The organism is Flavobacterium sp. PS2, assembly GCF_046250155.1.
Lineage (GTDB): Bacteria > Bacteroidota > Bacteroidia > Flavobacteriales > Flavobacteriaceae > Flavobacterium.
Map to the genome: position 1 here is coordinate 195057 of NZ_CP176426.1, position 21866 is coordinate 216922.

Annotated in this window: 24 protein-coding genes; 15 read left to right on the forward strand and 9 right to left on the reverse strand. The window is 32.7% G+C overall.

Going from position 1 to position 21866, the window contains the following annotated elements; genetic code table 11:
• Nucleotides 1-58 precede the first annotated feature (58 nt).
• The 4 genes from ACJ6WR_RS00775 to ACJ6WR_RS00790 form a co-directional block, all read right to left on the reverse strand.
• On the reverse strand, nt 59-574 hold the full coding sequence (locus tag ACJ6WR_RS00775) for a DinB family protein (RefSeq protein ID WP_409416779.1): 516 nt from the start codon (nt 572-574) through the stop codon (nt 59-61).
• An 11-nt stretch (nt 575-585) separates the two neighbouring features.
• Nucleotides 586-3171: a phosphoenolpyruvate carboxylase gene (locus ACJ6WR_RS00780; RefSeq protein WP_409416780.1), complete on the reverse strand. Its 2586-nt coding sequence runs from the start codon at nt 3169-3171 to the stop codon at nt 586-588.
• A gap of 96 nt (nt 3172-3267) precedes the next feature.
• Nucleotides 3268-3747, reverse strand: a complete 480-nt coding sequence (locus ACJ6WR_RS00785; protein ID WP_007805990.1) for an Lrp/AsnC family transcriptional regulator — start codon at nt 3745-3747, stop codon at nt 3268-3270.
• A gap of 77 nt (nt 3748-3824) precedes the next feature.
• On the reverse strand, nt 3825-4979 hold the full coding sequence (locus ACJ6WR_RS00790) for a M14 metallopeptidase family protein (RefSeq protein ID WP_323489412.1): 1155 nt from the start codon (nt 4977-4979) through the stop codon (nt 3825-3827).
• A 312-nt stretch (nt 4980-5291) separates the two neighbouring features.
• Here ACJ6WR_RS00790 and ACJ6WR_RS00795 point away from each other — a divergent pair, with 312 nt between their 5' ends.
• The 5 genes from ACJ6WR_RS00795 (at nt 5292) to ACJ6WR_RS00815 (ending at nt 8768) form a co-directional block, all read left to right on the forward strand.
• Complete coding sequence (locus ACJ6WR_RS00795) at nt 5292-5768, forward strand: helix-turn-helix domain-containing protein (protein WP_086894493.1); 477 nt, start codon at nt 5292-5294, stop codon at nt 5766-5768.
• Between the two features lie 420 nt (nt 5769-6188).
• The gene (locus ACJ6WR_RS00800; protein WP_409416781.1) at nt 6189-6788 is read left to right on the forward strand and encodes a TlpA family protein disulfide reductase; all 600 of its coding nucleotides are present in this window, start codon (nt 6189-6191) and stop codon (nt 6786-6788) included.
• A 28-nt stretch (nt 6789-6816) separates the two neighbouring features.
• Entirely contained in the window at nt 6817-7674 is an 858-nt protein-coding gene (locus ACJ6WR_RS00805; RefSeq protein ID WP_039114307.1) for a hypothetical protein, read from the forward strand.
• 73 nt (nt 7675-7747) lie between these two features.
• Nucleotides 7748-8092: a hypothetical protein gene (locus ACJ6WR_RS00810; RefSeq protein ID WP_409416782.1), complete on the forward strand. Its 345-nt coding sequence runs from the start codon at nt 7748-7750 to the stop codon at nt 8090-8092.
• A gap of 73 nt (nt 8093-8165) precedes the next feature.
• On the forward strand, nt 8166-8768 hold the full coding sequence (locus tag ACJ6WR_RS00815) for a PAS domain-containing protein (RefSeq protein WP_039114220.1): 603 nt from the start codon (nt 8166-8168) through the stop codon (nt 8766-8768).
• A 96-nt stretch (nt 8769-8864) separates the two neighbouring features.
• On the opposite strand, the gene ACJ6WR_RS00820 is transcribed toward ACJ6WR_RS00815, so the two are convergent.
• The gene (locus ACJ6WR_RS00820; RefSeq protein ID WP_409416783.1) at nt 8865-9416 is read right to left on the reverse strand and encodes a 1-acyl-sn-glycerol-3-phosphate acyltransferase; all 552 of its coding nucleotides are present in this window, start codon (nt 9414-9416) and stop codon (nt 8865-8867) included.
• Between the two features lie 62 nt (nt 9417-9478).
• On the opposite strand from ACJ6WR_RS00820, the gene ACJ6WR_RS00825 reads away from it, so the two are divergent.
• From ACJ6WR_RS00825 to ACJ6WR_RS00850, 6 genes are all read left to right on the forward strand, one after another.
• Nucleotides 9479-10144, forward strand: a complete 666-nt coding sequence (locus ACJ6WR_RS00825) for a spermidine synthase (RefSeq protein ID WP_039120090.1) — start codon at nt 9479-9481, stop codon at nt 10142-10144.
• 239 nt (nt 10145-10383) lie between these two features.
• On the forward strand, nt 10384-11061 hold the full coding sequence (locus ACJ6WR_RS00830) for a peptidoglycan DD-metalloendopeptidase family protein (RefSeq protein WP_409416784.1): 678 nt from the start codon (nt 10384-10386) through the stop codon (nt 11059-11061).
• A gap of 6 nt (nt 11062-11067) precedes the next feature.
• Entirely contained in the window at nt 11068-11544 is a 477-nt protein-coding gene (locus ACJ6WR_RS00835; protein WP_039114224.1) for a hypothetical protein, read from the forward strand.
• An 11-nt stretch (nt 11545-11555) separates the two neighbouring features.
• Nucleotides 11556-12164, forward strand: a complete 609-nt coding sequence (locus ACJ6WR_RS00840; protein WP_242667436.1) for a hypothetical protein — start codon at nt 11556-11558, stop codon at nt 12162-12164.
• A 60-nt stretch (nt 12165-12224) separates the two neighbouring features.
• Nucleotides 12225-12695 carry a nuclear transport factor 2 family protein gene (locus tag ACJ6WR_RS00845; protein WP_086894496.1) on the forward strand — a complete coding sequence of 157 codons (471 nt, stop codon included), beginning with the start codon at nt 12225-12227 and terminating at the stop codon, nt 12693-12695.
• Nucleotides 12695-13144, forward strand: coding sequence for a DinB family protein (locus tag ACJ6WR_RS00850; protein WP_409416785.1), 450 nt, complete (start codon nt 12695-12697; stop codon nt 13142-13144). Before ACJ6WR_RS00845 ends, ACJ6WR_RS00850 begins: the two co-directional genes overlap by 1 nt.
• Nucleotides 13145-13367: 223 nt before the next feature.
• On the opposite strand, the gene ACJ6WR_RS00855 is transcribed toward ACJ6WR_RS00850, so the two are convergent.
• Nucleotides 13368-14855: an aminotransferase class V-fold PLP-dependent enzyme gene (locus ACJ6WR_RS00855; RefSeq protein ID WP_409416786.1), complete on the reverse strand. Its 1488-nt coding sequence runs from the start codon at nt 14853-14855 to the stop codon at nt 13368-13370.
• Nucleotides 14856-15076: 221 nt separating this feature from the next.
• Between ACJ6WR_RS00855 and msrA the strand changes: the two genes are divergently transcribed.
• Nucleotides 15077-15607 carry a peptide-methionine (S)-S-oxide reductase MsrA gene (gene msrA / locus ACJ6WR_RS00860; RefSeq protein ID WP_409416787.1) on the forward strand — a complete coding sequence of 177 codons (531 nt, stop codon included), beginning with the start codon at nt 15077-15079 and terminating at the stop codon, nt 15605-15607.
• 35 nt (nt 15608-15642) lie between these two features.
• The gene (locus ACJ6WR_RS00865) at nt 15643-17214 is read left to right on the forward strand and encodes a protein adenylyltransferase SelO (protein ID WP_409416788.1); all 1572 of its coding nucleotides are present in this window, start codon (nt 15643-15645) and stop codon (nt 17212-17214) included.
• Nucleotides 17215-17415: 201 nt separating this feature from the next.
• Here ACJ6WR_RS00865 and ACJ6WR_RS00870 read toward each other — a convergent pair whose 3' ends face one another.
• Nucleotides 17416-18387 carry a YpdA family putative bacillithiol disulfide reductase gene (locus ACJ6WR_RS00870; protein WP_409416789.1) on the reverse strand — a complete coding sequence of 324 codons (972 nt, stop codon included), beginning with the start codon at nt 18385-18387 and terminating at the stop codon, nt 17416-17418.
• Between the two features lie 5 nt (nt 18388-18392).
• On the reverse strand, nt 18393-18869 hold the full coding sequence (locus tag ACJ6WR_RS00875) for a CYTH domain-containing protein (RefSeq protein ID WP_409417913.1): 477 nt from the start codon (nt 18867-18869) through the stop codon (nt 18393-18395).
• Between the two features lie 224 nt (nt 18870-19093).
• Here ACJ6WR_RS00875 and ACJ6WR_RS00880 point away from each other — a divergent pair, with 224 nt between their 5' ends.
• Entirely contained in the window at nt 19094-20014 is a 921-nt protein-coding gene (locus ACJ6WR_RS00880; protein WP_039120079.1) for an OmpA family protein, read from the forward strand.
• Nucleotides 20015-20035: 21 nt separating this feature from the next.
• A complete protein-coding gene (locus ACJ6WR_RS00885) occupies nt 20036-20593 on the forward strand; it encodes a hypothetical protein (protein WP_409416790.1) in 558 nt (185 codons plus the stop codon).
• Nucleotides 20594-20722: 129 nt separating this feature from the next.
• Here the strand turns inward: ACJ6WR_RS00885 and ACJ6WR_RS00890 are convergent, their stop codons facing one another.
• Nucleotides 20723-21766, reverse strand: a complete 1044-nt coding sequence (locus tag ACJ6WR_RS00890; protein WP_409416791.1) for an o-succinylbenzoate synthase — start codon at nt 21764-21766, stop codon at nt 20723-20725.
• Between the last annotated feature and the right edge of the window lie 100 nt (nt 21767-21866).

Below are 21866 nucleotides of genomic sequence, written 5' to 3' on the forward strand. Positions count from 1 at the left end.
AATCCTGTGAATTACTATTTCACAAGACTTTTAATATTTAATTGTAGCGTTTTATTAGCTACAAATATCTTTCTTGAAAAACTTTTTGATGATGTTTTTGGTGACCAATAATTACAAAACCTAAAGCTCTAACTGATATCTGATTATTTGATGCTGTACCAATTCGTTTAAGCTGCTCTTCTGATAAATTTTCATAGAACAATAAATTCGAATGTCTTACTGCAGAAAGTTCCGTTAATAAATCCTGAATGCTTCTTGCGTTTGCATTCGTATTATCTACATAATCATTTTCATCAAAACTTGGCAATCCTGTTTTATCGTTTCTAGAAAAACGTAAAGCGCGATATGCAAAAATACGTTCGGTGTCGATTATGTGCTGAATGATTTCTTTGATTGTCCATTTTCCTTCGGCATAACGATAATCAAATTTATCCATTGGGATATTCTGAACAAACTTTATAAAATCATGCAAAGAAATTTCTAGTTCTTCAATCAAATTTACATCTCCTGCTTCGCGGATATAAGTTGTAAATCCGCCAGAATACTCGTTTTCTAATAATTGTGATCCTAACATAATAATTAAATTTAAGCTGAATTTCTACTTGCGTTTGTATTTCCGAAAAGCGAACGCGTTACTATTTTCTCATAAACTTTGATTAGGTCTTCATCGACTTTATCTTGCTTGTTTAATTCATTAATTCTTAACAAAGCATATTGTTGTATTGTTAACAATGGCAATACTATACGCTCTCTTATCTGAATTGATGCTTTACCATCAGGATAATTCTCCATTAACTCTTTATGTCCGGCAATTTTTAATAAAAGACGTTTAGTTTCCGAAAATTCATCGTAGATAATTTGCCAAAAATCACCAAATTCAGGGTCTTTCCTCATGTAAGCTGTTAATGGTAAAAATGATTTTGCCAGTGACATCATACTATTTTCTAACAAGGTTTTAAAGAATAATGAATTATCATATAAATCCTGAACTTTTTCCCATTGGTTTGTTTCTTCAAAATGTCTCAAAGCTGAACCTACCCCAAAGAAACCTGGTACATTTTGCTTTAACTGACTCCAAGAACCTACAAACGGAATAGCTCGTAAATCGGCAAAATCCAGATTCTCTGACTTGCTTCTTTTTGATGGTCGGCTACCTATATTTGTTTTAGAGTAATATTTTAAAGTACTCATTTTTTCCAGATAAGGAATAAACTTAGGATGATTCTTAAAGCTTAAATACTCTTGATACCCTAGTTCTGCTAGTTGATCTAATATATCTTTTTCATCTACAGTCAACTCATTTTTACCTTTACTAAATACCTGATTTGTAACTCCGGCACTTAATAAATTCTCTAAATTATAGCGACAAGAATCTAATGTTCCAAAATTTGAACTAATTGTTTGCCCTTGTATTGTAATCTGAATTTCGTTATTCTCGATTTTTGGACCTAGTGAAGCATAAAACTTATGTGTTTTTCCTCCTCCTCGAGCTGGTGGTCCTCCACGTCCGTCAAAGAAAATAGCTTTAATTCCGTATTTTCTTGAGATTTCGGTAAGTGCTTCTTTGGCCCTGTATATACTCCAGTTTGCCATTAAATACCCTCCATCTTTTGTGCCGTCTGAGAATCCTAACATTATAGTCTGCTTGTTTCCTCTCTCTACAAGGTGTTTTGCATATTCTGGATTTGTGTACAATTGCTCCATAATTTTATGGGCTTTTTGTAAATCATCTACAGATTCAAAAAGTGGGATTATATCAACTGTTGGACTTTCCCAATTGTTTAATCTAATCAATGCAAAAGTCTCCATTACATTCAGCGCACTTTCGTTATTACTGATTATATAGCGATTTGCTCCATACTCGCCATTATTCTCTTGTATGGTTTTAATAGCTTGAATTGACTCTATTGTTGATTTTGTAATTTCGTTTTCAAACACATTAGGATTAAGATCTCCTTTTACTTTTGAAAGGATTGCTATCTTTTCATTCTCTGATAAATCATAATAATTAGCAGGAAAAACTGTAGAGTCAGACTTTAAGTAATACGTTACAACATCTTTAAAAACAGCATCATGTATTTTACTATTCTGACGAATATCTAGTGTTGCAAAATAGAAACCAAACAAGTTAATTTTTATAAGTAACGCCTCTAATTCGTCTAAATACAACGACTGGTGCTTATCGATAATTATATCTTTTATCTTGTTTAATTGTGTTTTAAATTCGCCTAAAGTGATGTAAATTTCCCCTTTTGAATAAAAAACAGAACGATATAATTTAAACTCTAAATCTGAAACTAATGTATCTACTCCCGCAAAAGTCAGTTTCCTTTTTAGGTTTCGTATCTCTACATAGTAACATTTTAGAATCGAAGTTCTCAAACGTTCTGCAACTTTTAAGGTAATTGCAGTGGTTACAAATGGGTTTCCGTCACGGTCTCCTCCTGGCCAAAATCCTAGTTTTATCAATGGATTTTGAATTGATTTTCCGTGAAAGATATTCCTTTGAAGATAATGTACTATTTCGCCCGAGGTTTCGTAAAATACATTCTCTAAGTACCAAATTAAACTTACCGCTTCGTCGTAAGGATTTGGTTTTTCATTTTGTATAAATGGTGTTTTTCCTAATTGAGCAAGTAATTTCTTGATTTTAAGCAAATCATTTGCACGAATCGCATCGGTCAGGTCATTAATAATACCTAATACTGGCCCTGGGTAAAATTGTGTAGGATGCGCAGTTAAAACGGTACGAACATTAAAGTCTTCTAAAAACTCTACTAAATCATCTTCTTTTTCTTTAGCATCAGACTTTTCTTTGATATCACGAAGCGATCCTCTTCCTTCCATATTGTTTACAGTAGGAAAAGCTGCGTCTTCGATAGCATCAAACAATACAATTTGTCGCTCGATATATTGAATAAATCGAAACATTAAGTCGATTTTATCTTTCTCGGAAGCATTATTTAAATACTTTCCTGAGAAAAAATTCACAATTTCTTTAGGTGTTTCTTGTTTTTTGAAGCCTGTTTCGCAAACTTCGGTAAATAAAGGAAGTAAAACCCCAGTATTATCAATAGAATCAAATGGTAATGTAATAAAGACACTATTGTAAATATGGTATTTAGAAAGAACGTCTTGATTAAAACGTTCAATTTTAGGAAGCGTATACATAATGTGTTATAGTTGGTTGGTTGTTAATAGTTAATTTTTCATAAAAAAACCCCAAGAAAAACTTGAGGTTATATTCAATATAGCATTCAAGGTCAATTACATATTTTTAAAAATAGTATGCATCAAACGCTTCTTATCATTAATACTTTCTTCTAACGAGATCATAGTTTCTGTTCTGTAAACTCCTTCGATATCATCAATCATAAAGATAACTTCTTTAGCATGTTTCGTGTCTTTTGCTCTTATTTTACAGAAAATATTGAATTTTCCTGTAGTTACAGATGCTACTGTTACGAATGGAATTTGATTAATACGCTCTAAAACAAATTTTGTTTGAGATGTATTATTCAAGAAAACACCTACATAAGCTATAAATGAATATCCTAATTTATCATAATCCAAGGCTAATGAAGATCCCATTATTATTCCGGCATCTTCCATTTTTTTCACCCTTACATGTACTGTTCCTGCAGATATCAATAATTTTTTTGCAATGTCAGTAAACGGTACTCTTGTGTTGTCTATCAACATGTCTAAAATCTGGTGATCTACTTCATCCAAACGAAATTTACTCATAATTCTTTAATTAATATTACTAATTGCTATTACAAAGTATAAAAATATATATAAAAAATAACAAAATGACAAAAAAACTAACTTTTTATCAATCCATTAACAAATTTTATGTTTTTATCTAAATAAAAATCTGCTTTCTGACTTGTTTTCGGAATATTACTAAAATCATCAGTATATGTTGCCCCTTTAGCATCATATTCAAAATGACCGTAATAATTTTCTAATTCACCAACTTCGGTAATGTAAGCAGTGAAGCAAATTTTATTTTCAATCAATTCTTCTTTGTATTGTGCGGCAAAATTCGTGATTATTTCGATACCATCATAATTTATTTTGATGTTTTTATACATAAAATCATAAAAAACGACTTTATTTTGTGAAATATTCAAATATTTATTAATTCCATTGACAACTATATCGTTTTCGCTTAGTGCTTTAAATCCAGTAATTAAGGCAAAAAATATATACTTCCTAGTAACTTCTCTTTCATAATCATTAGGATAATGCCCCGCCTCAAATAAAATTGTAGGCACTCCCAGATATTGAAATGTATCTCCTATGCAATTAATATTAAAAGAATCATCAAAACGCCCTACTTGCCCAGGGATATACTGCTGCAGAACATCATTCATAGCAACAATCAGATCTATAGCCTTTGTACGAGACTCATTTATCTCTCTCTCTTCATTATATGCAGGTGCCAGAAACGAAACCGTAGCAGGCTTCCCTGTGTCTCCTGCGCCAAAAATAGTGCGCTGATCATGCAGGTTATAACAATAATGAGGTTTAAACGCTTCAAATGCAGCTCTTAATACTTTACTTTCTGGTTGAGTTAACTGTTGCGAATCACGATTTAAGTCGACTTTGTTAGCATTTTCTCGGGTATATAACTTCGCACCATCGGGGTTTAGTATAGGAATGGAATAAAAAGTAAAGGTTTCTAGCATTTTATTTGCAAAATCTGAACCGCTATTTAAGACATTAATAAAGTCAAATAAGGCTTTTGTGGTCGTGCTTTCGTTTCCATGCATTTGCGACCAAAGGTAAATTCGTGTTTTTCCAGACCCAATTTCGTAACTATATATAGGTTGATCCAAAACCGATTTACCAATAATCTTAACTTGATTATTAGTATTTAATTTGTCTAATAAGGGAGTAATTGCATCTAGTGTAAGATACCTTCCTTGAATACTTTGTTCTTTATGTAAGCTAAATAATTCTTCTAAATTCATGTCGTATTGTTTGGTTTACAAAAGTAAACATCTTTATTTTTACAATTGTAAACAATTAAATTTTGCCATAATCTACATTTGTAAACGCTTATTTTCTCGAAATAACCTCCATTTCCCTTGGTTTTGGTGACATTTGTTACCTATTTACAAAAACACACTTACAACACTAAATACTAACAACTTATATAACATTACATGAAGTCATATAATCAGTAAAATAGCTAGAATTAGGCAATTTACAATTGTATAATTGGTGCTTCGGTATATTTTAGTTACATTTGTAAACCATCTTAATTTAAAAAACAATTTACAATGGTAAACATCGAGGATTTTATAAAAAGATTGGAAACCATACTCGATTATTATGGTTTAAATGCTTCATCATTTGCAGACAAAATTGGGGTGCAACGCTCTAGTATGTCTCACCTACTTTCTGGCAGAAACAAACCTAGCTTAGATTTTATATTAAAAATTATTGAGATTTTTCCCGATGTAGATTTGTATTGGGTCTTGAACGGAAAAGGTACTTTTCCTAAAAGTGAAAATATCGAAGTGGTTACAAATTCAATTCCACAAGAAATTGAAAAACCCATCGCTCCTATTTTTCCAACTAAAAGCTTTATCCCCGAAGACCTATTCTTAGAAATAGAAAATCCAACGGAGAAAAAACCAATTGAAAAAAATACTCCTGAAATAAAAAACGTAATTCCTAATTCTTCTTCTTCCGAAGAAATAGAAAAAATTGTGCTTTTTTATAAAAATGGAACTTTTAAAATTTACACTCCTTAAAAAATAAGCGAGCCCTTTTCGATTTTTGTAAGACAGGAAAAAACATCCTCTACACTACCTCTCTTCTGTCTTACTCTCAAACTATTACTGCAAAATCAAGACTTGTTTACAAAAGATACTTCTAAAACAAAGTAATTTTTGTTTAACCTAAAATTGTACGATATTTTCCTATAATTAATCCTATTCTTACATATTGCTTTTTTTGTCGCAATTTGTCCATTTTATTTGTTGTTTATCGATTTTATTTGTAACATTGATACGGCTTAAGAAAAACATATTTTAACAATAATATCTTATTATTATCTATTTAAATAGTCTTTAAATATGATATTTTTATTCATATTAGCTAAATGTGTTTTATAATGAAAATAATTAACAAGTGTTTAATTCTATATTTTCAACCAAAAAAACAACCAATTTATGAGGAAAAAATTCCTTCTTGCCGTGTGGTTTTCATTTCTTTTCGGTGCCATCTTAGTTTTGTTCTGGCAAAATGAATACCAATACAGTTTACCTACACCCGTCCCAAAAAATCATCACGATATTGCTATGGGATCTCACATTAATCTTGGAAAACAGTTTACTACTAAAAATAAACCTATTTTCATCCATTTTTTTAATCCCGATTGTCCATGCTCCCGTTTTAACGCGCCACATGTAAGTGAATTAATAAAAAAATATGGAGATAAGATTAATTTCAATATCGTAGTTCTCAACAAAGTAAAAAATTTCACAGTAGAAGAAATTCAAGACAAATTTGATTCTAAGGTTCCTGTTTTCTTTGATAATGATATTGCTGAAAAATGCGGTGTGTTCTCTACACCTCAAGCGGTTCTTATTGATGCTTCCCAAAATTTATATTATCGAGGAAATTATAACAAGACAAGATATTGCACTGATGCAAATACTAATTATGCACAAATGGCAATTGATTCTTTATTAATCCAAAATAACAAACCTTCTTTTGATGCTTTGGCTCTTAAAGCTTATGGATGTTCATTACCTAAATGTACTAAATAAATCTAACCCTAACCAATTTCTAATTACTATGAAAACAAAAGCAAGTTTGAATGAACGAGATTACCTGCACAATTTTATGTCTACGATGACACAAAAATCTGATACCATTATCAACTATGTTCTTGCGTTCTATTTCCTCTTCGGAATAGCTTTGGCATTTAAATATGATACATGGGAAATTGGAGTCGGTGTTGGAGCACTTAATCTCATCGCCTATTATTCTGCAAAATTTTTTCTCAAAAAATCTAAATTCTACCAATACGTTCTCTCTGTAGTTCTGGCTATATTTATGGCGCAGTATATTTACCAAATGCATGGTTTGTTCGAAATGCATTTTACAGTATTCATCGCCAGTACGATTTTGATTATTTATCAGAACTGGAAATTACAAATTCCGCTTACGCTTTTAGTTGTACTTCATCATGGAGCTTTGGCTTACTTGCAAAATTTTGTTTACAATGATGCTAATGGTCCTCAAATATATTTTTCGCAAGTTAATTTTGATATAGAAACTTTTATCATTCACGTTGTCCTTGCTGCTGTTGTATTTTTTATGAATGGCTATTGGTCTTATTATTTTAAAGAACATAGTGAAAATCATATTTCTAAAATTTCTGATGAATACGAATTGGAAAATATCAAATTGGCATCGGCAAAATATAGTTCTCTCTCTGCAAACAATGAATTTAATAGTTTTATTTATAAAACGTCACAAGATTTAAAATCACCTGTACACTCCGTACTCACATTAATCGAAGTTTCTAAAGGGCAAACCGACAATGAGAAACTCCTTGGTTATTTTGAAATGATTAAAGAAAATACCAAAAAAATAGATGGCTTAGTCAATGATATCCACGGTAAATCGGCAAACCATATGGCGAATTAAACTTTTTATTTCCAAATTTTAGGCGTATTTGTTATTTCCCCCCAAATCAATTAGTAACCTTAACCTCTATTTTATGGCAGAATATGATTTTCAATCAGCAAATAAAACACTGATTACCTGGAAAAAATCTTTTGATGATTTTTTAAAAAACAACATCGCGCTAAATCCAAGAGATATGGTAGTATCTGAAACTGGTTTTGGCAAAGAGGTTGAAAAATTATTAAATGAACACAGCACCAATGCAACCGTTAAAAACCTGGACTTTCAATACAAGAAAATCATTCATATTGCAACCGATATCCAACATTTGAGATTGGTAAATGATGATACGCTACCTGATTGGCTAGAAGATGAATTAGGTACGGTTTTCCAGAAAATAAATGACCTATTAGCAACTTTAGAAAAAGAATTTAACTAAGCACTACTTTATAAAAAATATCACACCTTTTATAAAAAAAACCAACTCATATATTAACTTAAAATAAAAATTTATGGAAACAAGAACTACTCGCCCGACTCCATCTGATAGAGAAGTTGATTGGAACAAAACTAAAGTACTGCTAAGTAAAACAGATACAAAAGGAACGATTTTATATGCAAATGAAGCCTTTATAGACGTGTCGGGTTATGATGAGTTTGAACTAATTGGGCAACCTCACAATGTTATACGACACCCCGATATGCCTAAAGTAATTTTTAAATTCTTGTGGGATAATATTAGAGCAAGCAAGAACATACATGCTATTATCAAAAACATGTCTAAAACCGGTAGATACTATTGGGTAATTACCGATTTTAAAATAATTGCCGATTCAGATGGAGAAATTGCGGGATTCTTTGGAACAAGAAAATCTGTTCCTGAAGCCATTATAGTAAAGTTTATAGAGCCTTTGTATAAAAAGTTAATACATATTGAGGAAGCTAGCGGAGTTAAAGCCTCTGAAGAATATTTAATAGGTTTTCTGGAGGAACGCAACAAGACGTACATGGAATATGTAGATCATCTTGTAGCTACTGGAAAAGACGATAAAGAAAAAGTAAAAAAGGGCTTTTTTAAAGGCTTTTTTGAGAAAAAAGACGTCAAAAAAAAATAAACGAGCACCTCGTTTAAATAAAAAACACAATTTCCGATACCACTAAAGAAAATTGTGTTTTTTTTATATCCAAAAGAAAGCTCACTGAGCATCTTTTTATAATTGAAATCCGTTTTCTGGAATTTTCCCCACTACGCCTTTATAATGTTGTTTTAAAATTTCCATATCCTCTTCGTAATTTCCTGTCGGATAAAAAGGCTTCCCAAGATTAACTTCTTTTTTACCCCAATCAAAAGCTACAGGCACAATAGGCACATTTGCTTTTAAAGCGATGTAGTAAAATCCTGTTCTAATTTCTGAAACTTTTTTACGAGTTCCTTCTGGAGCAACTGCTAATCGAAAAGTTTCTTTTCTATCAAAAATGGCTGCAATGGAATCGACTTTGTTCAAACCTCCTGAACGATCCAGCGGCTCTCCTCCTGCACTTCTAAAATAATATCCAAAAGGAAATTTAAATAATTCCTTCTTTCCGACCCAATTCATTTCTAATCCTGAAATACCTCGGGTAAAAATTCCTAAATAAAAATCATGGTTACTTGTATGTGGCATTACCATTAATACACATTTTTTAACCTCAGCATTTTCAACCCCTACAATTTTCCATCCCATCAACTTCAGAAAGATGAATTTATATAATTGTTTCTTCATTATTTTATTTTAACCTGCAAAATAAATAATTTAAATCTTAAATTTGGTAAAAACGCATACGAATGATTAAGAAAATATTCAGTTACCTGGTTCCTATAAAAATATTTGAAAAAAAATCTGCCCGCAGTAAAGCAATCGAAGTTACTTGGGCAAACGGAGAATTAGTCCTAGATTCCGAAAATACCAATTACTCTTACGGAAGTTTGCAACGCATTCTAAGATATGGTTTAAAAAATATTGGTTTCGAAAAGATAACTCCGATGAAACACATTTTACTTCTTGGTGTTGCCGGAGGAAGTGTTATAAAAACGCTGGTCGATGAAATAAAATACAAAGGCAAAATCACCGGTGTCGAAATTGATCCCGAAATGATTCAGGTTGCCAATAAATATTTTAACCTAAATAAAATAAAACAACTCGAAGTTATTATTGATGATGCTTTTGAATTTGTACTAAAAACAAATAAAAAATACGATCTTATAATAATTGATGTTTTTGAGGATACTACGATGCCAAATTTTTTATTTGAAAGTTTCTTCAGTAATAGGGTTTGTGATCTTTTAAAAAATAGCGGTTTTGTACTTTTCAATACCATGATTCTGGATGAGAAGCATAATGTGCGAAACCAAAAATATATTTCGGAGATAAACAATGACCAACATACTGTAAAAATGCTTCCTCGAATCGAAGAACACAATGAATTGATAATTATTGAAAAACTAGCTTAGCGGTAAATTTATTTAACGAGTTGTTTATTGTCTACGGAGGAACGCGGATTAAGCGGATTTACAAAAGTAAAGACGCGGATTTAAAACGGATTTTCAAAAACAATCCCAATCCCTTACTAATCCCAAAACGTCGGTACGAAAAAAATCCGTTTTTAATCTGCGTTTTCGCCTTAGCGAATCCGCTTAATCTGCGTTCCTTCCACAAAGTATTAGATAGAATATTAAAAAAAGTAAAATATATGCCTGATTTAGAAACTACTTTAAAAAAATTAGCTCCAGCAAAAGTAATCGATGCAACAATCGGTTATGCTCAGTATATGCCTTTGGATTTATCAATTACAAATCAGGATTTAGCAAACAACAAGCTACAAACTGCTGCCGATTTTGAGAATTATATCGATAATTTATTAGCTCATGCCAATGCAAAAGTTGCTTTTGGCGGATATTTAGAGGAACGTAATCTATACAAACGAAGTGAAAATTTCAATAATTCTGATGCACCAGAACGTAATATTCATATTGGTGTCGATTTATGGATAAAAGCCTCAACTCCAGTATTGGCAGCGTTTAACGGAACAGTGCATAGTTTTAAAAACAATATTGGTTTGGGTGATTATGGCCCTACAATTATCCTGAAACATGATATCGAAAATCATATTTTCTATACTTTATACGGGCATTTATCGTTAGAAAGTATAGAGAATCTTAAAGTTGGAGATGTTTTTATTCAAGAACAAATTTTGGGCACTTTAGGAGAATCAAATGTAAATGGGGATTATGCACCGCACTTGCACTTTCAGATTATAAAAAATATTGGAGATAATTTTGGCGATTATCCAGGTGTTTGCAGTAAAATCGACGCAGATTATTATGCTAACAACTGCCCAAATCCCAATTTAGTATTAAAAATAACATAAAGAACGATGAAAAAAGTACTATTTATTCTAAGTTTGCTTCTGTTGATTGGTTGCAAATCTAAAACAGGAGGAAACAAAACAGAGGATTTAAAAATATCAAAAGTTTTACCTACAGAAGTAGATAATAGCCAACAAAAAAAGGCCTACGATTTAGGAAAACGAGTTTTATTGACTTGTAATACCTCAAAATTTAAGCCTTTTAACGAAACTGAAGTTACGCCATCGGTTATGGCAAATACAACAGAAGAGCGATTGACAAAAACATGCCAGAAATTCCGACAATGGTACGGAGCATTTAAAGATCTTAAATTAGATGGTGTTTATAAAACCAAACACGAAACCATCTACAGATACAGAGCTTTATATGAAAAAAAAGTAGCCAATAAAGAACTTCGCGTCTATGTAAACGAAGACAATCTGATTTCTGCCATAAAATCGTTGGACTGGGACGAAACATTCGAGTCAAATTTAATTGAAAAATAAAACCTTATGAAATGAGCATTACCGAAAATTGGTCGCAAATACCAATGAAGATCTGCGAATTCCATATTCCTTTAAAAAACAAATACTATCTACATATGAATTATAAAACACTACTGATTTTACCCTTTTTTTTCTTATCCATTTTGGTTAATGCTCAGGAGTCGCTTAATTTTAAAGGAAAAACATATCCAGCTACCCAATCTTGGGATTTTATCTGCGAAAATTATGCTTTATCTGGCGAAGCCAATGTGCAAATTGCAAAAACAGAAACGGGAGGTCTCTTAAAACTTAGTGTTGCCACAACAGATCCTAAATTACAAATTACAGGCGTTGCCTATATTTACTTAGTAGACAATACGATTATTGTATGTATTGATAAAAAAAATACTGAAGCTGCCGAAAATAAAACGGCAAATTATTACAATCTTTCGGCTATTGAAATGAATAAACTAAAGAAAACTGATATACAATCTATTAGATTCAATATAACAGGGACTGCAAATAAGTTTAGTAGCCAAATTGGTAATTTTACTGCCGTAAATAAGAAGTCTTATTTTTCGACCAAATTTGACAAAACTAAAAAAAGCTTTGATACCGCAACAGAAATTCAAGGTTTATAAGCTTATTTTTGGAGTAAATAGTCAATAATTCTGTACATTTATATTCTAATTAGATTAAAAATGACTGCAAACGAAGCCACAATTACGAAATTTTATACTGCATTTGCCAATGCCGACGCAGCCAAAATGAGCGAATGTTACCATCCTAAAGTACAATTTCGTGATCCTGCTTTTGGTTTATTAAAAGAGAATCAGGTTTCTAAAATGTGGGAAATGCTACTTAAAAAAAGCAAAGGAAACATAAAAATAGAATTCTCGGATGTAAAAGCCGATGATTTTGTAGGTTCAGCGCATTGGGTTGCTACTTACAACTTTAGCAAAACAAACAGAAGGGTAATCAATAGTATTTCTGCCGAATTTCAGTTTCAAGATGGTTTGATTATTAAACATACCGATACCTTTGATGTCTGGAAATGGTCAAAACAAGCATTTGGTATTACAGGATACTTATTGGGCTGGACAGGTTTTTTTCAGAAAAAAATACAAGAACAAGCCTTATTATCACTTCATAATTATCAAACTAAGAAATAATGGCACATCTCGAGACCTTAAGAGCTCTTTTTAACCGAGATCTTAATAAATTAAAACTCGAAATAGAATCTTATCAAAACGAAGCTAAAATCTGGCTTGTAAGCGAACAAATTCTAAATTCGGGTGGTAATCTATGTTTACACTTAATTGGTAATTTAAACACTTATATAGGCGCTGCATTGGGTAATTCTGGTTATATCAGACATCGAGAATTAGAGTTTTCTCTAAAAAACATCCCAAAAGCAGAATTAATAGCTAAAATTGAAGAGACAATTAGTGTTGTTGATGCCGCTTTAAGTAATTTATCAGAAGAAGATTTGGAACATGAATTTCCTGTATTTGTTTTTGAAGGTAAAAACTCTACCGATTTTATCCTAACGCATCTCACCACTCACCTCGCCTATCATTTAGGACAAATAAACTATCACCGCCGATTATTAGACGCGTAAAATGGTTGACTGACAACAATTTAAACCATTAAGAGATTAAGAAAAATTAAGCTTTTACTGTTATTTTAAATTTCTTAAAATATTCTTTAAAAACTGTGACTTGGCGGCTTTACGAGATTCAATAATCACAACTTGCCTTCTAATAGCATTCTTAATTTTCCTTAATCTCTTAATGGTTAAAAAAATCAAAAAAAAATAGCTTCGATTGAAGCTATTTTTTGTTTTATGATGCAAACCAACCTGCGACTAATTCATCTTCGAATGAAGTTACATTTTCATGTATAAACTCATTGGTTTCTTTATTGTATTCGTAATCCAAGGCCCATGTTTTATGGTTTTTGGCTAATTCTTTGATGCTTTCGCAAACAAAAGCAATTTCATCATTCGTTGTTGTAGGATGTATTGACATTCTTATCCATCCCGGTTTACGGATTAAATCTCCAATAGTGATTTGATCAATCAGCTTACTAGACGTTTCTTGGTCAACATGTAACAAAAAGTGTCCGTAAGTACCTGCACAACTGCAGCCTCCTCTGGTTTGGATTCCGAATCTGTCATTTAATATTTTCACACCTAAGTTAAAATGTAAATCTTCGATAAAAAACGAAACTACTCCTAAACGTTCCTGATGTTGTCCTGCAAGAATTTTAATATTCGGAATATCATTTAGTTCATTAAACACATAATCTACGATTTCATGCTCACGTTGTAGCATCTTATCTACTCCCATTTGTTCTTTTAGCTCAATTGCCAAAGCAGTTTTAATAACTTGCAAAAAGCCAGGAGTTCCGCCGTCTTCACGGTCTTCGATATTATCGATATATTTATGCTCTCCCCAAGGATTTGTCCAGCTTACTGTTCCTCCTCCAGGACAATCCGGAATCATGTTTTTATATAACTTTTTATTAAAAACTAAAACTCCCGATGTTCCAGGTCCTCCTAAAAATTTGTGTGGAGAAAAGAAAATCGCATCCAAATACGCTTCTGGATCTTCTGGGTGCATATTTATTTTTACATACGGTCCAGAACACGCAAAATCTACAAAACAAACTCCATTATGTTGGTGCATTAACTTAGCAGCTTCATAATAGGGTGTTTTTATCCCTGTTACGTTAGAACAAGAGGTAATCGAAGCTATTTTGTAAGCTCGGTCTTTATATTTATCTAATAAAATTTCTAAGCTTTCAAGGCTAAAAAGTCCTTTTTCGCAAGCAGGAATAATTTCGACATCGGCAATAGTTTCTAACCAACTCGTTTGATTTGAGTGGTGCTCCATGTGAGATATAAAAACAACTGGTTTTTTATCAGCTGGTATAGTTGTAAAATCCTTTAGATTTTCAGGGATTTTCAAACCCAAAATACGCTGAAATTTATTAACAACACCAGTCATTCCTGTTCCATCAGTAATTAAAATATCATCCTGATTGGCATTAACGTGACGCTTAATGATATTTCTGGCATGATGGTACGCTTTTGTCATGGCAGTACCTGACACAGTGGTCTCAGTATGCGTATTTGCGACAAAAGGTCCAAATTGGTTCATAATTTTCTCTTCAATCGGTCTATATAATCGTCCGCTGGCAGTCCAATCGGTATAAATTATCTGTTTTTTACCATAAGGAGAGGTAAATTCCTGGTCGATTCCAATGATATTTTTACGAAAATCTTGGAAATAAGCTTCTAAAGCCGTGGTATTGTTTTTGATATTCATTATAAACTGATTTGATGACAAAGGTATATATTTTTTATATAATTGTGAATTTGTTAATACTTAAGTGAAAACTGTACTACAATTTCTGTTATTTTTAAATAAACACCTCTTAAACAGGTTTCTTTTTAGCAAAACCAACAAATTAGAATTAAATTTGAGTATCTATTTAAAATATGTTACTCATTATCAACAAAGAACAATAATTATTTAAATTATATATTATGAAAAACTTATCTATAGCTACTTTTGGAGGGGGCTGTTTCTGGTGTATCGAAGCAGTTATTCAACGCCTGAAGGGGATAATATCAATAAAATCGGGCTATGCCGATGGTCATATCAAAAACCCTGCTTATCGCGAGGTTTGTACCGGGAGAACAGGTCATGCCGAAGTTATTCAGGTAACTTTCGATCCAGAAATCATTTCATACCATGACTTAATTGCCATTTTTATGACGAGTCATGACCCAACGACATTAAACCAACAAGGAGCTGACAGAGGGACACAATACCGCTCTATTATTTTATACCATAATGAGGAACAAAAAGCAATTGCAGAGCAGGTTTTTGAAGCTGTAAAACCTCTTTATGCTGATCCAATCGTAACCGAATTAAAACCTTTTGAAGTGTTTTATGAAGCTGAGGAAGATCACCAAAATTATTACAACAATAATCAGGAAGCTGGTTATTGCCGAATGGTAATCGACCCTAAAGTGCAAAAACTAAGAAAAATGTATGCCGATAAACTGGCATAAACAAGCACGTATTACTGTTATTGAAATTAAATAAAATGAAAAAATTAAATATACATAATCGGTTTACAGCCGAACTACCCGAAGATCCACTAAGTACTAACGAAATAAGGCAGGTTTTAAATACTTGTTTCTCTTATGTTAACCCACGAATTCCTGCTGAACCTAAGCTAATTCACGCTTCTGAAGCTGTGGCTGAATTAATTGGGCTTTCGCCAAAAGACATTCAATCGGAATCATTTCTGAATGTTTTTTCAGGTAAAGAAGTTTTACCAACCACGCATCCATACGCCATGTGTTATGCAGGACATCAATTCGGGAATTGGGCGGGACAATTAGGAGACGGTAGAGCGATTAATTTAACCGAGGTTGAACACAATGACCAGTTTTATACTTTACAGCTTAAAGGAGCAGGAAAAACACCTTATTCGAGAACTGCCGATGGTTTAGCAGTTTTACGTTCCTCTATACGAGAACATTTATGTAGCGAAGCCATGTTTTATTTAGGAGTTCCTACCACTCGTTCCCTTTCTTTAATGTTATCTGGTGACGAAGTATTGCGTGATAAACTATATGATGGCAATCCTGCTTACGAAAAAGGGGCAATTGTATGTCGTGTAGCACCGTCATTTATTCGTTTTGGAAGTTTCGAAATGCTAACGGCACGTAATGAACTTAAAAATCTTAAATCTCTTACTGATTATACCATCAAGTATTATTATCCTGAGATAACCGAGGAAGATCCTAAGAAGTCTTATATCCAGTTTTTTAAAGCTGTAGCTGATAAAACCCGTAAGATGATTCTGGATTGGCAACGTGTAGGTTTTGTACATGGGGTCATGAATACCGATAATATGTCGATTCACGGCTTAACAATAGATTTTGGACCTTATGGTTGGTTAGAAGATTATGATCCGAATTGGACACCAAATACTACCGATAATCAACATAAAAGATACCGTTTTGGTAATCAGGCTAATGTTGCTAAATGGAATTTATTTCAATTAGCAAATGCATTATACCCATTAATCAATGAAGCTGAAGGTTTAGAGAGTATATTAGAATCATTCTCTGATTCATTTGATGAAGAATATAAAGAAATGATGCTAAGCAAATTAGGAATTTCTACATCAAAAGAAATTGATGATAAAATCATCTTAGATCTAGAAACCAACTTGCAATTATCTGAAACAGATATGACTATCTTTTTTAGAAATTTAAATAAAATTAAAAAAGAACAATCTGCAGAAGAGGCATTTGCTTGCATTCAGGATGCTTTTTATAAACCAGAAGAAATTAAAGGTACTATTTTAAATACTTGGCTAGAATGGTTCTCGGTGTATTTAACGCGTTTAAATACCGAAAAAACATCCGACGAAGAACGTGCTGCAAGCCAAAACAAAGTAAATCCTAAATATGTCTTGCGTAACTATATGGCTCAACTAAGTATTGATGCTGCCGATGAAGGTGATTATTCTCTAATAGAGGAATTACATTTATTACTTAAAAATCCTTACGATGAACAACCAGAATACGAAAAATGGTTTGCCAAACGTCCAGATTGGGCAAGAGACAAAGTAGGCTGTTCTATGCTTTCTTGTAGTTCTTAGCTATTTTTTGTCACGATCCGAGCGCAATTTCATTAAATAAAGGGAATATTTATAATGCTTTGTCAAATTAAATCTCCCGCAAAGTCGCAAAAACGCAAAGAAAGAATGTGTAAACTTTGCGCTTTTGCGGCTTTGCGAGTAAAATTATAGCCCAAAAAGCTTAACTTAATAACATTGCGCTCGGATCATGGCAATCTTTTTCTATTTTGAAGTAATACAATCTAGAATCATATTGGCATGAACACGGGAATTCTCAATAAACCATTTATGAGTTTCCATTCCGCCACACACAACACCTGCCAAAAACAATCCTACAACATTGGTTTCCATTGTCTCAGGATTGTATGTTGGTACTTTTCTTTCATCATCAGATAATTGAATTCCCATTTTTTCCAGAAACGTTAAATCTGGCTTATAACCAGTAAGTGCCAAAACAAAATCATTTTCGATAGTTACTTTTCCGTTTGGAGTATCAATTTCAACTTCATTCTCTCTGATTTCAGTAATATTCGATTCAAAATAAGCTTTTATACTTCCTTCGGCTATTCTATTCTCGATATCTGGTTTAACCCAATATTTTACTCGATTGTTTATTTCGCTTTTGCGAATAACCATTGTAACGTTAGCTCCTTTTCGCCAACATTCTAAGGCTGCATCTACAGATGAATTATTTGCGCCTACAACAAGAACATTCCTAAAAGCATATTCATGTGCCTCTTTGTAATAATGGCGCACTTGTGGCAACTCCTCGCCTTTTACATTCATATAAATCGGAATATCATAAAAGCCTGTTGCGATAATTACATTCTTGGCTTCATACAATGTCTTATTTGTGGTTATTTTAAAAAGCGAATTTTCTTGCTTGATAACTTGGGTCACATTTTCGAATAAATGAATGGAGAAGTCAAAATAACGATGAATATTGCGATAATACTCCAATGCTTCTTGTCGGCCTGGTTTGGGAGCCAGGCAATTAAAAGGTATATCTCCTATTTCTAGTCTTTCGGCTGTAGAAAAAAACGTCATATACAGCGGATAATTAAAAATACTGTTTACAATTGCTCCTTTTTCTATAATTAAATACTTTAAATTTTTCTTTTGTGCTTCGATCGCGCAGGCCAAACCTATTGGTCCTCCTCCTACTATAATCAAATCATATGCTTCAATTGTCATAAACATTATTCTTTATTCCATTCTGAGAACGGATGCTTGCTTAAATAAGAATTATAATATCTTGGATCACTGGTTACTTCTTCTCCTAACCAATCAGGCTTATCAAACGTGTCTGTTTCTGATTCAAGCTCGATTTCGGCAATTATCAATCCTTCATTTTCTCCATAAAACTCATCAACCTCAAAAACATGGCTTCCTGACTTTATTTCGAATCGTGTTTTCTCTATTTTACCTTTCTCACACAATTTCAATAATTCTTGTGCTTCGTCCAGCGGAATTTCATTTTCCCACTCAAATCGTGACATTCCACTATCACTTCCTATTCCTTTTATAGTAATAAACCCTTTCGTGCCTTTTATACGTATACGTACTGTTCGCTCTGGTTCGGAGCTTAAATATCCCTGAGCAATTCGATTTTTGGCGAAAGCCTGCTCTTTAAAATCGGTTGTTTTAACTAAAAACTTTCTTTCTATTTCGACCATCATATCCATAACTAAATTCAGTTAGCAAGTTACTCATTTTAATTAATTGGCGAATTAAGATTTTCTCCTTACAATTATTCAAATTAATTGTTAATTTTAAAAAGTAAGTAAATTCTTAAACATAAAAAGAGGTTATTTTTAACAATAATATTAAAATAACTGATTAGTAACGTTTTGCATTTATTTTTTTGTTAAATTTGAGAGAATTTTAACTCATAAAAATTATGTCTAAAAAAACACTTTATCTCTTAGGCATTGTAGTCACAATTATCTTAGGTACATTCCTGTATCTGAAATTTTGCTGCAATTGCTGTACGAAAGAACCCGCAGACGATATCGAAAAAGTAGTTGTTATTAAAGAAACGGTCACGGAGATTGTTCCTTTTGTAATTAATGGTACCGGTATTGACTACCGCAGTAGCGACAATCTGAAGTTCCTGAAGAATAGTGCTTCGGTGATTATGCCAGTTAAAGACTCTGTTAATATTGGTATTGAAAAACTGAAAACTTTCTTAGATGCCAATCCAGAGCAAAAGGTTACCATAACTGGATATGCGACTACCGATGAAAAGAACACCACAACGTACCCTAATCTTGGTATTGCAAGGGCAAATGATGTTAAAAATTATTTTGTATCAAAAGGGCTATCAGCTGGAAAGTTTAACACTAATGGCGAAATAATCGATAGCTGGAAAACAAGTGGAGATACGCTATTAGGTCCAGTTTCTTTCGAAATTAATACTTCGACTGATTCGGTTGCAACAAAAACTGATGGTGAAGATTTTGCTGCTTTAAAAACCAAAATAAATGCTGATCCTTTGGTTCTTCATTTTAATACCAATAAATCCAATAATAATCTAAATGCTGCCGATCGTCAAAAAATTAAAGACATTTCGTATTACATTCTTCATGTAAATGATGGCGCATTATTGGTTGTTGGACATTCTGATAATGTTGGAAACCGTGAATCGAATGTTGTGTTAAGCCAAAAACGTGCTGACTTTACTAAAAACTATTTGTCTAAAAATGGCATTGATGGTAGTAAAATCGAAACTCAATCAAAAGGTCCAGATGAACCTGTAGGAGATAATACAACCGCCGACGGTAAAGCAAATAATCGTAGAACTGTAGTTACAATAAAATAATTAATCCAAAAAAATAATATTATGAATATACCTTGTATCTTAATACCAGCTTTAGTTGGGTTAATCTGTGGAATTTTAGGTTACTTGATAGGAAAAATGGCTTCAAAAGGAAACGATTCTGATTTGCTTTCTTTACAAGCTGATTTAGACGCTTGCAGAGCTAATACTAAGAACTTAAATGCAAAAATCTCTTCGCTTGAAGCAGATTTAGCAGCTAAGTTAAATAATGCTTCGGCATCTGCACAATCATTTGTGGGTAAAACTACAATTCCAGAAATTACTTTTGATGCTGCATTGGCAGCAACTGTATTTGGCAAAAAAATAAAGAAAGATGATTTGAAGATAATTGAAGGAATTGGTCCTAAAATTGAAGAGCTGTATCATCAGGCTGGAATCAAAACCTGGTTGGCTTTATCGGAAACACCAACAGAAAAATCTCAAACTATTCTAGATAACGCTGGTGAAAACTATGCGATTCATAATCCTGGAACCTGGGCAAGACAAGCTAAGTTGGCTTATGAAGGAAAATGGAAAGAATTAAAAGAATGGCAAGATGTCTTAGATGGCGGAAAAGAATAATTTTTATTCACTAAAATTGAAAAACTGGCTTTATGCCAGTTTTTTTTATTTCTAATTTTAAAGACAACCTATTGGTGAAAATCTTTGTCAACTTTGACAAAGATAAAAGCGTTGTCCTTTTCTTCTAGATTAAAACTTATCAATATCTATTTCCCAGTTTAAATCTGGGTTATACCATAATTGCCCTTGGGTAACTTCTAGCGGGCAATCAAAATTATTCGTATACAATGCTCCTGTTCCTAAACCTTGTGGCATCATATTATTTTGCAAAAAAGTCCATTGTGCGATTGCATTAAGACCAATATTACTTTCTAAGGCTGATGTTATCCACCAACCGATATTATATTTCTCTGCCAACGTAATCCATTCCTGCGTTCCTCTAAAACCTCCTATAAAGCTTGGTTTTAAGATAATGTATTGTGGTTTTATGTTTTGTAGTAATGCTTCTTTTTCCTGCAATGTAAACACGCCTATCAACTCTTCATCTAATGCTATAGGAAAAGGCGTTGTCTGGCATAAATTAGCCATAGTCTGAATATTGTGCTGTTTTATAGGTTGCTCGATACTATGCAACTTATATGCATTAAGCTGAATTAGCTTATGTAATGCGGTATCTAAACTAAAAGCTCCATTGGCATCTACTCTTATTTCTATCTCTTCTGGGCTAAAATGACTGCGGATAAAACCTAATAACTCCAGTTCTTTATCAAAATCGATAGCACCAATTTTGAGTTTTATACAACGAAAACCCGTGGCTAGCTTCTCCTCTATTTGTTGCTTCATAAACTCCGGTTCTCCCATCCAGACCAAACCATTTATTGCGATAGATTTCTGTCCTGTGGTAAAAGGTGAAGGGAATAGCAAAAAGGGCGTTTTACTATGTAATGAACGGAAAGCCATTTCTACACCAAATTGTATCGAAGGGAACTCTAATAAGGCTTCCCAAAGGGCTGTTTCACCTAGATGGACGTTATCGCAACACCATTGCAATTTCTCTTCGTAGTCATCTCGGTCGTCTGCGCTTAGTCCTCTGAGGATTCCGCACTCGCCTATTCCTTTCTTATTATTTTCTTCAATAATAATGAACCAAGTTTCTTTTTCGTTCATTACGCCTCTGGAAGTTCCCGATGGGCGCTTAAAATTGAGAATATATTTGTGGTAAGTGGCTTTCAATGTGATTTACTTTTTTTAAACATATAAGTGATATAAGTTCATATAATAAAGCATTTAGAAAATACAATTTATATTTGCTTGCATCACTTATAGGATTAAT

Bases quoted from the DNA above. Each gene is read 5' to 3' on its own strand.
- ACJ6WR_RS00775 (WP_409416779.1), bottom strand. From the start codon at position 574: ATGTTAGGATCACAATTATTAGAAAACGAGTATTCTGGCGGATTTACA.
- ACJ6WR_RS00780 (WP_409416780.1), bottom strand. From the start codon at position 3,171: ATGTATACGCTTCCTAAAATTGAACGTTTTAATCAAGACGTTCTTTCT.
- ACJ6WR_RS00785 (WP_007805990.1), bottom strand. From the start codon at position 3,747: ATGAGTAAATTTCGTTTGGATGAAGTAGATCACCAGATTTTAGACATG.
- ACJ6WR_RS00790 (WP_323489412.1), bottom strand. From the start codon at position 4,979: ATGAATTTAGAAGAATTATTTAGCTTACATAAAGAACAAAGTATTCAA.
- ACJ6WR_RS00795 (WP_086894493.1), top strand. From the start codon at position 5,292: ATGGTAAACATCGAGGATTTTATAAAAAGATTGGAAACCATACTCGAT.
- ACJ6WR_RS00800 (WP_409416781.1), top strand. From the start codon at position 6,189: ATGAGGAAAAAATTCCTTCTTGCCGTGTGGTTTTCATTTCTTTTCGGT.
- ACJ6WR_RS00805 (WP_039114307.1), top strand. From the start codon at position 6,817: ATGAAAACAAAAGCAAGTTTGAATGAACGAGATTACCTGCACAATTTT.
- ACJ6WR_RS00810 (WP_409416782.1), top strand. From the start codon at position 7,748: ATGGCAGAATATGATTTTCAATCAGCAAATAAAACACTGATTACCTGG.
- ACJ6WR_RS00815 (WP_039114220.1), top strand. From the start codon at position 8,166: ATGGAAACAAGAACTACTCGCCCGACTCCATCTGATAGAGAAGTTGAT.
- ACJ6WR_RS00820 (WP_409416783.1), bottom strand. From the start codon at position 9,416: ATGAAGAAACAATTATATAAATTCATCTTTCTGAAGTTGATGGGATGG.
- ACJ6WR_RS00825 (WP_039120090.1), top strand. From the start codon at position 9,479: ATGATTAAGAAAATATTCAGTTACCTGGTTCCTATAAAAATATTTGAA.
- ACJ6WR_RS00830 (WP_409416784.1), top strand. From the start codon at position 10,384: ATGCCTGATTTAGAAACTACTTTAAAAAAATTAGCTCCAGCAAAAGTA.
- ACJ6WR_RS00835 (WP_039114224.1), top strand. From the start codon at position 11,068: ATGAAAAAAGTACTATTTATTCTAAGTTTGCTTCTGTTGATTGGTTGC.
- ACJ6WR_RS00840 (WP_242667436.1), top strand. From the start codon at position 11,556: ATGAGCATTACCGAAAATTGGTCGCAAATACCAATGAAGATCTGCGAA.
- ACJ6WR_RS00845 (WP_086894496.1), top strand. From the start codon at position 12,225: ATGACTGCAAACGAAGCCACAATTACGAAATTTTATACTGCATTTGCC.
- ACJ6WR_RS00850 (WP_409416785.1), top strand. From the start codon at position 12,695: ATGGCACATCTCGAGACCTTAAGAGCTCTTTTTAACCGAGATCTTAAT.
- ACJ6WR_RS00855 (WP_409416786.1), bottom strand. From the start codon at position 14,855: ATGAATATCAAAAACAATACCACGGCTTTAGAAGCTTATTTCCAAGAT.
- msrA (WP_409416787.1), top strand. From the start codon at position 15,077: ATGAAAAACTTATCTATAGCTACTTTTGGAGGGGGCTGTTTCTGGTGT.
- ACJ6WR_RS00865 (WP_409416788.1), top strand. From the start codon at position 15,643: ATGAAAAAATTAAATATACATAATCGGTTTACAGCCGAACTACCCGAA.
- ACJ6WR_RS00870 (WP_409416789.1), bottom strand. From the start codon at position 18,387: ATGACAATTGAAGCATATGATTTGATTATAGTAGGAGGAGGACCAATA.
- ACJ6WR_RS00875 (WP_409417913.1), bottom strand. From the start codon at position 18,869: ATGGTCGAAATAGAAAGAAAGTTTTTAGTTAAAACAACCGATTTTAAA.
- ACJ6WR_RS00880 (WP_039120079.1), top strand. From the start codon at position 19,094: ATGTCTAAAAAAACACTTTATCTCTTAGGCATTGTAGTCACAATTATC.
- ACJ6WR_RS00885 (WP_409416790.1), top strand. From the start codon at position 20,036: ATGAATATACCTTGTATCTTAATACCAGCTTTAGTTGGGTTAATCTGT.